The sequence below is a fragment of the Dactylosporangium sp. NPDC050688 genome (genome assembly GCF_040654515.1).
Taxonomy (GTDB): Bacteria; Actinomycetota; Actinomycetes; order Mycobacteriales; family Micromonosporaceae; genus Dactylosporangium.
The window spans coordinates 1-12,793 of sequence record NZ_JBFAIC010000063.1 but is presented as its reverse complement, the minus strand read 5'-3'; the positions used below and the strand labels follow the sequence as shown (position 1 = coordinate 12,793).

14 protein-coding genes are annotated in these 12,793 nt (G+C 70.8%); 5 read left to right on the top strand and 9 right to left on the bottom strand.

From position 1 onward, the window contains the following. Window positions 1-61 precede the first annotated feature (61 nt). Window positions 62-1,006: an exopolyphosphatase gene (locus AB0H83_RS40170; RefSeq protein ID WP_360105056.1), complete on the top strand. Its 945-nt coding sequence runs from the start codon at window positions 62-64 to the stop codon at window positions 1,004-1,006. 9 nt (window positions 1,007-1,015) lie between these two features. On the opposite strand, the gene AB0H83_RS40165 is transcribed toward AB0H83_RS40170, so the two are convergent. From AB0H83_RS40165 to AB0H83_RS40145, 5 genes are all read right to left on the bottom strand, one after another. Further along, window positions 1,016-1,438, bottom strand: a complete 423-nt coding sequence (locus tag AB0H83_RS40165; RefSeq protein ID WP_360105053.1) for a hypothetical protein — start codon at window positions 1,436-1,438, stop codon at window positions 1,016-1,018. A 23-nt stretch (window positions 1,439-1,461) separates the two neighbouring features. Beyond that, window positions 1,462-1,878, bottom strand: coding sequence for a MarR family winged helix-turn-helix transcriptional regulator (locus AB0H83_RS40160; RefSeq protein ID WP_360105050.1), 417 nt, complete (start codon window positions 1,876-1,878; stop codon window positions 1,462-1,464). A 109-nt stretch (window positions 1,879-1,987) separates the two neighbouring features. Continuing rightward, window positions 1,988-2,182, bottom strand: coding sequence for a hypothetical protein (locus AB0H83_RS40155; protein ID WP_360105047.1), 195 nt, complete (start codon window positions 2,180-2,182; stop codon window positions 1,988-1,990). Beyond that, the gene (locus AB0H83_RS40150; RefSeq protein WP_360105044.1) at window positions 2,179-3,249 is read right to left on the bottom strand and encodes a LacI family DNA-binding transcriptional regulator; all 1,071 of its coding nucleotides are present in this window, start codon (window positions 3,247-3,249) and stop codon (window positions 2,179-2,181) included. Before AB0H83_RS40150 ends, AB0H83_RS40155 begins: the two co-directional genes overlap by 4 nt. Window positions 3,250-3,389: 140 nt before the next feature. After that, on the bottom strand, window positions 3,390-4,499 hold the full coding sequence (locus AB0H83_RS40145; protein WP_360105041.1) for an MBL fold metallo-hydrolase: 1,110 nt from the start codon (window positions 4,497-4,499) through the stop codon (window positions 3,390-3,392). 300 nt (window positions 4,500-4,799) lie between these two features. On the opposite strand from AB0H83_RS40145, the gene AB0H83_RS40140 reads away from it, so the two are divergent. Together AB0H83_RS40140 and AB0H83_RS40135 are read left to right on the top strand one after the other, a co-directional pair. Then, the gene (locus AB0H83_RS40140) at window positions 4,800-6,197 is read left to right on the top strand and encodes a helix-hairpin-helix domain-containing protein (RefSeq protein WP_360105038.1); all 1,398 of its coding nucleotides are present in this window, start codon (window positions 4,800-4,802) and stop codon (window positions 6,195-6,197) included. Further along, window positions 6,197-7,249 carry an OmpA family protein gene (locus AB0H83_RS40135; RefSeq protein WP_360105035.1) on the top strand — a complete coding sequence of 351 codons (1,053 nt, stop codon included), beginning with the start codon at window positions 6,197-6,199 and terminating at the stop codon, window positions 7,247-7,249. The genes AB0H83_RS40140 and AB0H83_RS40135 overlap by 1 nt, the downstream gene beginning before the upstream one ends. A 54-nt stretch (window positions 7,250-7,303) precedes the next feature. Here the strand turns inward: AB0H83_RS40135 and AB0H83_RS40130 are convergent, their stop codons facing one another. After that, window positions 7,304-8,899 (bottom strand): alpha/beta hydrolase, encoded by a 1,596-nt coding sequence (locus tag AB0H83_RS40130; RefSeq protein ID WP_360105032.1) that lies wholly within the window; start codon window positions 8,897-8,899, stop codon window positions 7,304-7,306. A 169-nt stretch (window positions 8,900-9,068) separates the two neighbouring features. Between AB0H83_RS40130 and AB0H83_RS40125 the strand changes: the two genes are divergently transcribed. Beyond that, complete coding sequence (locus tag AB0H83_RS40125) at window positions 9,069-9,830, top strand: RNA ligase family protein (RefSeq protein WP_360105029.1); 762 nt, start codon at window positions 9,069-9,071, stop codon at window positions 9,828-9,830. Beyond that, entirely contained in the window at window positions 9,827-10,957 is a 1,131-nt protein-coding gene (locus AB0H83_RS40120; protein ID WP_360105026.1) for an AAA family ATPase, read from the top strand. Before AB0H83_RS40125 ends, AB0H83_RS40120 begins: the two co-directional genes overlap by 4 nt. Before the next feature lie 28 nt (window positions 10,958-10,985). Here AB0H83_RS40120 and AB0H83_RS40115 read toward each other — a convergent pair whose 3' ends face one another. The 3 genes from AB0H83_RS40115 to AB0H83_RS40105 all read right to left on the bottom strand — a co-directional run. Next, window positions 10,986-11,726 (bottom strand): hypothetical protein, encoded by a 741-nt coding sequence (locus tag AB0H83_RS40115; RefSeq protein WP_360105022.1) that lies wholly within the window; start codon window positions 11,724-11,726, stop codon window positions 10,986-10,988. A gap of 78 nt (window positions 11,727-11,804) precedes the next feature. Further along, window positions 11,805-12,089, bottom strand: a complete 285-nt coding sequence (locus AB0H83_RS40110) for a hypothetical protein (protein ID WP_360105019.1) — start codon at window positions 12,087-12,089, stop codon at window positions 11,805-11,807. Window positions 12,090-12,212: 123 nt separating this feature from the next. Next, a partial coding sequence (locus AB0H83_RS40105; RefSeq protein ID WP_360105016.1) for a CHAP domain-containing protein occupies window positions 12,213-12,793 on the bottom strand: 581 nt, incomplete at its 5' end.

Here is a 12,793-nt window from a genome sequence, read left to right as displayed (position 1 = left end):
CGCGCCCGGCCGGCCGATAGGGCAACTGTCGACCGGCCGGCGCAGGGTGAGGGGATCCGAAGTGAAGTACCGACTCGTGACGCGCAGCGACTTCGACGGCCTGGTGTGCGCCGTCCTGCTGCGTCACCTGGACCTCATCGGGGACATCACCTTCGTGCACCCCAAGGACGTTCAGGACGGCACCGTCGAGATCGGGCCGGGCGACATCCTGACAAACCTGCCGTACGCGCCGGGCGCCCACCTTGTCTTCGACCATCACCACTCGGAGACCTTGCGCAACACCGGTGACCGCGCCAACCACATCATCGACGCGGAGGCCCCGTCGGCGGCCCGCGTCATCTACGACCACTTCGGCGGCGCCGAGCGCTTCCCGACCGTCTCCGACGAGCTGATGGAGGCGGTCGACAAGGCCGACTCCGCCCAGTACGACATCGCGGACATTCTGCAGCCGGTCGGCTGGACGCTGATGAACTTCCTCATGGACAGCCGGACCGGACTGGGCCGCTTCCGCCAGTTCAGGATCTCCAACTACCAGCTGATGATGCAGCTCATCGACGCCTGCATCGACCACCAGGACGTCGAGGAGATCCTGACGCTGCCGGACGTGGCCGAGCGGGCCGAGCTGTTCCGCGAGCAGCAGGAGCTCTTCGTCGACCAGCTGCGCCGCGTCAGCCACGTCGAGGGCGACGTGGTCGTCGTCGACCTGCGCGACGAAGAGGTGATCTACGCCGGCAACCGTTTCATGGTGTACGCCCTGTACCCCGCGGCCCGGGTCTCCGTCCACGTCATCTGGGGCAAGCAGAGGCTCAACACCGTCTTCGCCGTGGGCAGATCGATCCTGGACCGCACCTCCCCGACCGACATCGGCTCGGTGATGCTCGAGTACGGCGGCGGCGGCCACCTCGCGGCCGGCACCTGCCAGGTCCCGCACGACGCGGCCGAGCGCGTCCTGGCCGAGATCATTGCCAAGGTGGGCGCGCCGCGCGCGGCGGCCATGAGCTCCTAGGCCGAGCCCCTAAGCCGCGGCCAGCTCGGTCTTCGCGCGGTCGGTGACCAGCAGCAACACCCGCCCGGCGGTGGCCAGCTCCTCCTCGCTGAGGCCGCCGTAGAGCCGGGCGGTGATCGCGTCGATGCCGGCGCGGATGTCCTCGAACCGCCGCCGCCCCTCCGCGGTCAGCGCGATGTCCCCGGTCAGCAGGCCGGCCCGCACCGCTGCGTCGACGACGGCCGCGACAGTCGCGGGGTCGGCCCGCAGCCCGCTCGCCATCCTCGCCACCAACGCGTCTCGCGTGACGGATTCGGTGCCGGTGAGATTCAGCGCGACCCACTGCTCGAACGATGTGCTGGTCCGGGCCAGCAGCAGCTCGAGCACGGCGCGCGTGCTGCGCTCGGCCTCGCCGATGATCCGGCCGTTGAGGGTCGTCGGTGCTGTGCTCATGGCGCACTCCTTCGGGTTCAGGGTCAGAACGTGGTGTCCAGCAGGGCGTGCAGGTCCTCGACGAACGCCTCCCGCCGCCCCTGGTCCAGCGGCGCGAGCAGCTGCTCCATCAGCTCCCGCACGATGCCGACGGCCTGAGCGGTGACCTCCCGCCCCCGCGCCGTCAACACCAGCTGCACGGCGCGCGTGTCGGCGGGGTCGGGCAGCCGGTCGAGCAGTCCGGCGGCCTCGAGGGTCCGGGCGAGCTTGGAGACGTAGAGCGGTTCGAGCCCGGTGTGGTCGGCGAGCCGTCGCTGGCTGGGCCGCTCCAGGCCGAGCAGGCTGGCCAGCAGCGAATACTGCGCATGGGTGAGCCCGACCGGCGCGAGCGCCCGGTCGACGGCCACCCGCCACTTCATCGACAGCCGCCAGACCAGGAACCCGGGCGTAGGACCGCTCATGCCCAATAATGTACATGGCTACTATAGCCATGGCTAGTATTCCCGGCCGGGACAGCGAAGAGCGCCGGGGCGGAGGTCGCCCCGGCGCTCTTGGTGTCGCGTTACCGCATTACCCGTAGGTGAGGGCCGGCGTGGGCTCGACTCGGTCGGCCGCGCGGCGCAGCGTGCGGGCGGTGAAGTTGCGCATCTTGGCCATGCTGGCCGAGTCGCGGCGGTGGTCGTCGACGACGGGGGCGTTCGGCATGGCCGAGTTGGCCTCCAGGCGGACGGCTTCCAGCGACATGATCAGGGCGATCGGGGTCATGACTTCTCCTTGGCAGTGTTCGGTCCGGTGGTCGACCTGACCACCAGGGATACGGGCAGCGTCAGGCGACGCAGCGCCGGGTCTTCGGGCGGGTCGAGCAGAAGCTCGCCCGCGAGCCTGCCGCGCTCGACGCTCGGCTGGCGGATCGTGGTGAGGCCGGCGGCTTCCGCCTCCGGGATGTCGTCGAAGCCGGTGACCGAGACGTCCCGGCCGGCCTGCAGGCCCCGCACCCGCAGCGCGTCGAGCACGCCGAGGGCCAGGACGTCGGAGGTGCACAGGATCGCGGTCGCCCGGTCGAGCCGGTCGAGCGCGTGGGCGGCGGCCTCAGTGCCCTCCTCGCGCTGGTTGGCCGCCGCGTTGATCAGCACGACCCGCTCCCACGGCACCCCGGCGGCCAGCAACGCGTCGCGGAAGCCGCGGACCCGCTCGCCGGTCACGTAGTAGCGCAGGTCGGCGAGGTCGGCGTGGACCTGGCTGGTCACGCCGTCGTCGACGATCCAGTGCGCCACCACCGCGATGTCGCGGTGGCCGAGGTTGGCGACGTGCTCGCCCAGCCGTCGGGCCGCGGCGCGCTCGTCGATGCCGACGTAGCTCGCGTCCGGCCCGAATGCCTGCGGGTCCTCGCCGATCACGATCGGCACGCCGCGGGAGCGGACGAGCTCCAGCGCCGAGTGCCAGTCGGGCACGCAGTAGAGGCAGAAGGCGTCGACGGCGGCGTTGCTGATGACGCGCCGGCCGGCCGCCTCGTCCTTGGGCAGGTTGAGCAGCAGCAGCGAGGTCTCCCGCGCCGAGGCCGCCTCCGCGAGTCCGCGCAGGTAGGCCACCGCGTAGGGATCGGTGAACGCCATCGACAGGTTGTCGGTCAGCAGTACGCCGATCGCGTTGACCTTGCCGCTGCGCAGCGAGCGTGCCGTCGGGTTGGGGCCCGCGTAGCCCAGCCGCTGCGCCGCCGAGAGGATCCTGGCGCGCAGCTCCGGGGAGAGCTGATCCGGCCGGCTGTAGGCGTTGGACACCGTGCTGCGGGACACGCCGAGCTCGTCGGCGATGGTCTGCAACGTGGCCTTCACGGGTCAGGTCCTCCCTTCACTGTATCGATCCAGTTCCTTCTGTATCGATACAGTACGTCGGGAGGGGGTCCGTCCGCCAGCCTTTTGCCGGGTCCTGGCATGTGTGCCCTGACACGTGCCCTGACCTGGCCTTTTAACTGTTACGCAATGGCGCGCCACCACGGTTCAACTGCCGGCAACGCATCGATGTTGAGCCGGTCACCTGGCCGGGGGACCGCCAGCGTGATGTCGCGCGCGGCGGCCTCGTCCAGCAGCCGCTCGACCGGCTCCGACCACGCGTGCACGGCCAGGTTGAACGTGCACCAGTGCAGCGGGATCAGCACCCCGGCCCGCACGTCCAGGTGCGCGCTCGCCCCGTCCTCGGGCTTCATGTGGATATCGGGCCAGGCGTCGCCGTACGCGCCGACCTGGATCAGCGACACGTCGAACGGCCCGTGCTGCTCGCCGATCTCCTTGTAACCGCCCCAGTAGCCGGAGTCGCCCGTGTAGAACACGCCGCGCCGCTCGCCTTTGACCGCCCACGACGCCCACAGCGTGCCGTCCCGGCTGAACCGGCGGCCGGAGAAATGCCGCGCCGCCGTGGCGGTCAGCGTGACGTGCCGGACCGCGAACGACTCGTCCCAGTCCAGCTCGATGATCCGGGCCAGCGGCACGCCCCACCGCTCCAGGTGCGCACCGACGCCCAGCGGTACCAGGAACGGCGCCTGCTGGGAACGCGCGAGCGCCTTGATCGAGGCCAGGTCCAGGTGGTCGTAGTGGTCGTGCGAGATCACGATCGCGTCGATCCTGGGCAGCTCCCCGATGCCCAGTGGCATCGGGTGCAGCCGCTTCGGCCCGATGAACGACGTCGGCGCGCACCGCTCGCTCCACACCGGGTCGAACAGCACCCGGACGCCCTCCACCTCGGCGAGCGCCGTGGAGTGCCCCAACCAGGTGACGTGCAGGTCGCCGTCCTGCTTCGCGGGGAACGCCGGTTTCACCACCGGGATCACCCCTTTCGGCCGCCGCGGCTGCTGACCGAAGATCAGCTCGCGCAGCGCGCCGGCCATCGCGCCGTCCGGCAGTGCCTCGCGCGGTACGGGATTGACGAACCTGCCGTCGCCGTACTGCGGGGAGCGCCGCATCCGCTCCGCCCGCGCACCGGACGCCTGGGCGCCCAGCTGGGCCGGAAGGTCACGCAGCGCCCACGCCACCCCACCCGCCGCAGCCGCGACCGCTGCCAGCGTCAGGACCCGTGTCGTCTTGCCCATGCTCCGTCGACCTCCAGTTCACCCGCCATGTCGTGAGCTTCAGCACCAAGCTTTCCATCGGCACCACACCAACGGTTGCACGGATTTTTCCCCGTACCGGATATCACCGCCCGTCACACGGCCTCCCATCTGCGCAAATACGTCGCGTGGCGACGGGGCGCGCCGGGCACCGTGTGGGCGAACAGACAGAACCGGCAGGTCGTGCCGTCTTTCCGGCCCTGTTGCCGAGCATCGAGGTATGGAAGGCTGCGCGCAAACTTCCCCCTTCACGCGTCGGTCACTTTCCCCCGGAGGCCCGTCGTGACCTGGTTCATCAACCAGTCACTGTTGTTCATCATCGTCGCGTTCCTGCTCGGCCTGCTCGTCGGCTACCTCTGGTGGGGCCGTCAGGTGCGCCGGATCCGTACCCAGGAATCCACCACCACACCCTCCACCGTGCAGCCGCTCGTCGCGGCGACGCCGGCCGAGTCGTTGCCGGCCGAGCCCGCCGCCGCCGAACCGGTCGTCGAGGACCCGGCGCCGGTCGCGGTCGCCGTCGCGGAACCCGAGCCCGAGCCGGTCGCGGTCGCGGAACCCGAGCCTGTCGCAGAACCCGAGCCCGTCGCGGAGGCCGAGCCGGTCGCCGAGGCGCCCGCGGAGCCCGCACCGGCCACTGTGGACGTCGAGGTCGACGACGAGCTCGTCGCCGACGTCGAGTCGGCGTTCGCTGCGGTACCGGTGGCAGACGCCGGGCCCGAGGCGGCTGACGCGCCGAAGGCCGAGGACGACCTCGCCAGGATCGAAGGCATCGGACCGAAGATCGCCGCGGCGCTGAAAGCGGCCGGCATCACCACGTTCGCGGCCCTCGCCGACGCCGAGCGGTCCACTTTGGAGGATGCGCTCGCCAACGCCAACCTGCGGTTCGCCCCGAGCATCGGCTCGTGGGGCCGCCAGGCGCGGCTGCTCGCCGACGGCGACGAGGCGGGCTTCAAGGAGCTGACCGACTGGCTGATCGCCGGTCGCGAGCCCACCGCGAAGCCGGCCGCCGCGGCGCCGGCGCCCGAGGTCACCGCGGCATCCCAGGTCACGGCGCCCGCGGAGGCGCCGGCCGAGGTCGCGCTCGCCACCGAGCCCGAGCCGATCGTCGAGCCGGAGCCGGTCGCGGAGCCCGAGCCGGTCGCCGAGCCCGAGCCCGTCGCGGAGACCGCAGCCGAGCCGGAGCCCGAGCCGGTCGTGGCCGTCGAGCCCGAGCCCGAGCCCGAGCCGGTGGTCGAGCCCGAGCCGGTCGCGGCCGTCGAGCCCGAGCCGGTCACGGCCGTCGAGCCGGAGCCGGTCGTCGAGCCCGAGCCGGTCACGGCCGTCGAGCCGGAGCCGGTCGTCGAGCCGGAGCCGGTCGTCGCGGCCGCGGTGGTCGACGACGGGCCGCCGGACGACCTGCAGCGCATCGAAGGGATCGGCCCGAAGATGTCGGCCGCGCTCGTCGCCGTCGGCATCCGCACGTACGCGAAACTCGCCGAGTCCGACGTGGACACCCTGCGCACCGCGATCGAGGCGGCCGACCTGCGGTTCGCGCCGAGCATCGTCACGTGGGCCAGGCAGGCGCGGCTGCTCGCCGACGGCGAGGAGGAGGCGTTCAAGGCGCTGACCGACTGGCTGATCGCCGGTCGTGAGCCCACCGCGAAGCCCGTCGCGGGCGGCGACGCCGGGTCCGCCTCCTGATGGCGGGCTCGACGAAGACCACGACCGTACGGCACGAGCTGCGCAGGGTCAACCCGTTCGTGCCGATCGTGGTCGGCGTGGTCGGGCTGGCCGCGCTCGTGGGCGGCATGGAGGTGCCGTTCCGGCACCACATCGAGAACGTCCTGACCGACCACACGAAGGTCGCCCTGAGCAACGCGGGGATCGACGCCGAGGTGTCGTTCACCGGGCGGGACGGAACGGTCCGCGTCGACTCCGCCGACGAGCGGCAGAAGGCCGAGGACGTGGCCCGCGCGGTCGAGGGGGTACGGGTCGTGACGGTCATCGCGCCGCCGAAGGTCGAGGTGCCGCCCGCGCCGGTCGCGGTGAAGCTGCTCGTGGACGCGGGCAAGGTCACGCTGACCGGCACCGTGTCCGACGCCGCGGCGAAGTCGGCGCTCGGTGACGCGGCGAAGGCGGCGTTCGGCGCCGAGAACGTGCTGGACGAGCTGACCGTCGACGCCAAGCGCAGCAGCGACGGCGTCAAGCTCGCCGCGCTCGCGCCGGTGCTCACCGCGCTCGGCAAGGACACCAAGGCCGGCGTCGTGGACCTGCAGGGCGGCACCGTGACCCTGACCGGCACGGTGGCGTCGCAGGAGGTCAAGGACCGGGCGGAGGTCGCCGCCCGGGACGTGACCGGCATCGTGCGCAACGAGCTGGCGATCGGCGAGGCGAAGGCCGAGCAGGTGCAGACCCAGCTGGTGGCGCTGCCGACGGTCGAGTTCGAGAACGACAGCGCGACGCTGACCCCGCAGGGCCAGGCGGTCGTGGCGAACGTCGCGTCCATCCTCAAGGCCAACCCCAGCATCCGCATCAGCATCGAGGGGCACACGGACAGCACCGGCACCGAGGCGCGCAACCAGGGGCTGAGCGAGGCCCGGGCCAGGACGGTCCTCGACACGCTGGTCTCGCTGGGCATCGCCGCGGAGCGGATGACGTCCAAGGGCTTCGGCGAGTCCCGCCCGAAGGTGCCCGACACCAGCGACGCGGCGAAGGCGATCAACCGCCGGGTCGAGTTCATCGTCCAGCAGTAGGCGCACAAACAAAGCGGGGCCTCCGATCGGAGGCCCCGCTTCGCGTTGCTGGATCTAGTGGTGCACGGGGTACAGCGGCTCGCGCGTGAGGCTGTCCGCCCGCAGCGACTTCGCCTGCAGCGACGCCGCGGTCGGGTCGGGCTGCGGGAGCGCCTCGCACGTGGCGTCGGCCTTGTCGCCGGCCTTGCGCTGCGGCAGCTTGCCGGTCGCGAGGTAGTCGGCGATCGCGTTGTCCACGCACTCGTTGCCGTTGAGCGAGTTGGCGTGCGTGGTCTGGCCGACCTCGGCGAGGAGCGAGCCGTTCGGGAAGCGGCGCCGCGCCTCGAGGCTGCCCTCGAACGGCGTGGCCGCGTCCAGCGTCGTGCCGACGAACAGCACGCTCTTGACCTTCGAGCCGTCGACCTTGACCGGCTTGGACACCTTGCCGGGCCAGAAGAGGCACGGCGCGTTGTACCAGGCGTTGTTCCAGGTCATGAAGGGTGCCTTGAGGAACGTGCGCCAGTTGTCGCGCTCCCAGGTGCTCCAGCTCTGCGGCCACTGGGTGTCGGTGCACTGCACCGCGTTGTAGACCGCGTAGCCGTTGTCGTCGCCGGGGGCGACGTAGTTCTCGTACGCCGCGACGATGAGGTCGGTGTCGCGGTCGTTGGCCCAGCCGGCGAACGCCTCGGCCAGCTCCAGCCACGTCGACTGGTAGTAGCCGGCGTACAGGAAGATGTCGGCGAACTCGTCGGGGCCGACCACGCCGCCGGCCGGTGTGCTGCGCAGCTTGTTCTGCTCGGCGTACCAGCGCAGCTGCACCTCGGTGCCGGTCTTGCCCAGGTGGTAGACCGAGTCGTACTTGGCGACCCAGTCGAACCAGATGCGCTCGTTGCGCTCGAAGGCGACGTCCTGGTCGAGGTTCGCCTGGTACCAGACCTTGCGCACGTCGACGTTGCCGTCGAGCACCATGCGGCGCACCTTCTGCGGGTAGAGGGTGCCGTAGACCTGGCCGAGGTACGTGCCGTAGGAGAAGCCGTAGAAGTTGATCTGGCTGGCGCCGAGCGACTTGCGGATCGACTCCATGTCGTTGACCGAGTCGACCGTGGTCATGTGGTCCAGCAGCGCGCCGCCGGCCTGACCGCAGGCCTTGGCGTAGTTCTTGGACCGGGTGAGCCAGGTCTTCTCGATGCTCTGGTTCCACGGGATGTACTCGGGCCGCGGACCGTTGAAGTAGTCGTTGTCGCAGGACAGGGCCGGAACGCTGGAGCCGACCCCGCGCGGGTCGAAGCCGATCCAGTCGTAGGCTTCGCCGGCGCCGTTGGGGACGAACTCGCCCAGCACCGACAGGGTCAGGCCGGAGCCACCGGGGCCGCCCGGGTTGACCAGCATGATGCCCTGGTAGTCCTTCGCGGCGACCTTGGCCTTGATCCGCGAGACGGCGATCTGGATCTTCTTGCCGTTCGGCTTGCTGTAGTCGAGCGGGACGTCGAGCAGGCCACACTCGGCGCCGCGGCGCTGCAGGCCAGGGCTCGCACACTGCCCCCAGGTGATCTTCGCGGCCCCTGCCGAGTCCGCTGCGGGCGCCGCCGAGGCGCCGCCGGCCGGGGCAACGGCCAGGGCCGTCGCCGCCGCGGTGAAGAGGACGAGCCCCTTCACGGTCTTCCGGTTCACAAATCCTCCCAAAATTGCCCGGATGGGTGTCTCCGGGCAACCGATTCGGGCAAAACACTGTCATGCCGATCGTTGAGGGCGAACCTGACGCGCGGAAGGCGCAGCACCCTTTCCTCCACCCGAGCAAAAACCGCTGTCCAGGGTGGACGGAGTTCGTTACAACGGTCAGGTGCTGCGCAAGTACCCGAGAACACCCCATCTGCAGGGATCCCGCCTGCAGCCGGGCGACCACGACCTGGCCCAGGTTCCCTTCGCGCAGCTCGCCGGCCAGCCGCTGGTCGTGGAGGAGAAGCTCGACGGCGCCAACTGCGCGGTCAGCTTCGACGACACCGGCCGGCTGCTGCTGCAGTCCCGCGGCCACTACCTCACCGGCGGCCCGCGCGAGAAGCAGTTCGGGCCGCTGAAGGCGTGGGCCGCGACCGTGCGGCACCAGCTCCAGCCGGTCCTCACCGACCGCTACGTCATGTACGGCGAATGGCTGTACGCCAAACACACCGTCTTCTACGACGCGCTGCCGCACCACTTCTGCGAGTTCGACATCTTCGACCGGGTCACGGAGCAGTTCCTGGCCACCGATCGGCGCCGCGAGCTGCTGGACGGGCAGCCGGTCAGCTCCGTGCCCGTGCTGTACACCGGAAGCTTCGGCAAACTCGCCGAGCTGACGGCGCTCGTCGGGCCCTCGACCTGCCGCACCCCGGGGTGGCGCGACGCGCTGCGGGCGGCTGCCGTGGCCGGTGGCGCCGACCCCGACCAGGTCGTCAAGGAGACCGACATGTCCGAGGACATGGAGGGCCTGTACCTGAAGCTCGAGGCGGACGGCGCGGTGCTCGGCCGCTACAAGTGGGTGCGGCCCAGCTTCCACACCGCGATCCTGGACTCCGGCAGCCACTGGCAGGACCGCCCGATCGTGGCCAACCGGGTGCGGTCGTGAACGCGTTCGAGCGGCTGTGCCCGGCCGGGCCGGCGTGGACAGTGCCGTGGTCCGGCATCCACGCGGAGTTCGACTGGGTGCGCCGGCTCGACGGGGTGCCGCAGGACGCCGTCCACCACGCCGAGGGTGATGCCGCCACGCACACGCGGCTGGCGTGCGAGGCCCTGGCCGCGCTGCCCGCCTGGCGCGAGCGCCCCGCGGACGAGCGGGTCCGCCTGTTCGCCGCGGTCCTGCTGCACGACGCCGCCAAGCCCTACTGCACGCAGGTCGAGGACGGCGGCCGGATCACCGCGCACGGGCACTCGCGCCGCGGCGACCTGATCGCCCGGCAGGTGCTGTGGGAGGCCGGCGTGCCGATCGCCTGGCGGGAGCACGTGGCCGCGCTGATCCGCCACCACCAGGTGCCGTTCTGGGCCCTGGAGCGGCCCGCCGGCGACCTCGACCGGATCATCCACCGGGTGAGCCTGCTGGCCCGCAACGACGACCTCGGGCTGCTCGCCACCGCCGACATCCTCGGGCGGGTGTGCGCCGACGCCGGCGGGATGCTCGACAACGTCGCGCTCTTCCTGCAGTACGCGGAGGACGACGGCTGCCTGGACCGGCCCCGGCGCTTCCCGTCGGAGCACGCCCGGTTCACCTACTTCCGCAACCCTGCGCGGCTCGCGGACTACGAGGCGTACGACGACACCAAGGTCACCGTGACGGTCATGTCAGGGCTGCCTGGGTCCGGCAAGGACCACTGGATCGCGGTCAACCGGCCGGGCGTGCAGGTCGTCAGCCTCGACGACTGGCGCGAGCGGCTGCGCGTCGGGCCCACCGACGACCAGGGCCCGGTGATCGCCGCGGCGACCGACCAGGCCAAGACGCTGCTGCGGGCGGGCACGCCGTTCGTCTGGAACGCGACGAACCTGACCCGCCAGCTGCGCGCCCGCTGCATCGGGCTGGTCGCCGACTACGGCGGCCGGGTCGAGATCGTCAGCGTCGAGGCGCCGCCCGAGGTGGTGCGGCGGCGCAACCGGGCCCGGTCGCGGCCGGTGCCGGACGGGGTCGTGCGGCGGATGGTCGGCCGCTGGGAGACGCCCGACCCGACGGAGGCGCACCGCGTCGACTGGGTGCTCAACGTCTGACCGGGTTGTGCCGGGGCTGACCGCTCGATCAGCGCCTGATGGGTGACGAGGCGGCGGCGGCGGCGCGCTGGCGCTGCATGGCGAGGGCCTGCAGCGCCGATGAGCGCACCAGCAGCAACGGGTTGAGCGGCTCGTTGGCGGCGATCGGCTGGGCGTACGGGCGGTTCTGGACCGACCAGCCGTCGTGCAGGTCGTACTCGACGCTGAAGCTGCGGTCGGGCGACTTGGCGTAGTCCAGCATGATGCCGGGGCCGAGCGCCCGCGTCGCGACCTCGCCGGCCATGTGCGGGATCGGCGAGAAGAAGAACGCGACCTTCGGCACCGGCTGGAACAGGTCCACGTCGATCAGGTCGAAGATGCCGACCGGCTGGTACATGCCGTGCGTGTCGTGGATGCACAGGCCGGCGCCCAGCTCGACCCGCCCGGTGTTGTCGATCTCCAGGTGGCCGGCCGGTCCGCCCGGCGTGACGATGCCGGCGCCGTCGTTGCCGGCGACCGTCAGCACGCTGCCCAGCGGCGCCGGGTAGTTGTGCGTCGGCACGACCTTCGTGCTCGGGGCAATGCTCTGGTGGCGCGCCGTGAACATCGAGTACGTCTCCTGCCACGTGACCTCGAGATGGCGTTCGAGGTAGTGCACGGAGAGCCAGATGGTCGGGGCGCCGCTCGCGGACGTGGCGACCGCGTGGAGGCCGAAGAGCGCGAAGTGGTGGTCGCGCAGCTGCTCGATCGTGGCCTCGTTCATGTCGATCGTGAGTTTGTGCTGCTCCACGGCTTCCTCCAGGCTTCTGCGGCGGTAGGACCCCAGTGTGGAGCGGTTCGGTTGCACAATCAGGGCATTTCGTGAAAATCACACGCGTTTGGTTCGAGCCGTCTCGATGACCGCGCGGGCCGCCCGGTCGAGCTCGGCGGGGTCGGGCCGGAAGGCGGCGGCGATGTCCGGGTGGAGGCTCGACCTGGCGACCTCCAGCAACCGGGCGCCCACCTCGGCGGCGCTCTCCCCGTGGTAGTCCTGTCCGACCTGCTCGGCGGCGCGCTGCAACGCCGAGCCCAGCTGGGCTTCGAGTGGCTCCTGCAGCTTCTGCGCCGCCGGGCTGAGCTGGGCGTCGTCGAGTGAGACGTGGAGTTCCTGCATGATCCCGCAGTACCCATGCGCCGCCTGTTTCAAGCGCTGCGGCGAGGAGCCGGACCGAGCCCGGCGCGTTGCGCCGACCCCGATACCGGCCTGCCTGGACGGCCTTGTCTGAACGGCATTGGGTCAGGACCCCATGCGGTAGTACTTCCTGGCACCCAGGCGGTGAACACCCGTCACCACGCTGTCGCCGACGTTTCCGCTGACCGTGTGGACATAGTCCCCGTCAACCTGCACCACGATTTCGGTGTGATGATTCGGGATCACCGCGACATCACCCGGCTTGGGCCTTTTCACCTTGGTGAGCGCAGCCGCGAATTCCCTCACCCTGAACGTCACCGGCGGATTCGGCACGCGCGCTTTCATCCATACCCAGCTCGCGAAAGCGGTGCACCACTGGCCTTCGTCGTCGTCGTCGCAGTTCAGGTCCGAGCCGAAGTCGCGGAAGTACTTCTGGCAGTTGTCCGCCTTCCGCTTGGTGGTGCCTCGCTCACGCACACCAATCTGGCTCCTGGCGATGCAGACGACTTTGTTCCGCAGGCTGCTGTATTTCAGACACGCCTTCGCCGCCTTGTCGGAAGCGATGGGGTTCGGGGGCGGGATGCCCGCGTCGGCCGCCATCGCACTACCGAACAGCAGGGCCGCGACGGCCGCGAGCGCCACCAGCAGCGGCGCGACCTTCTTCCGCAACATGTCTTTCATCGAAT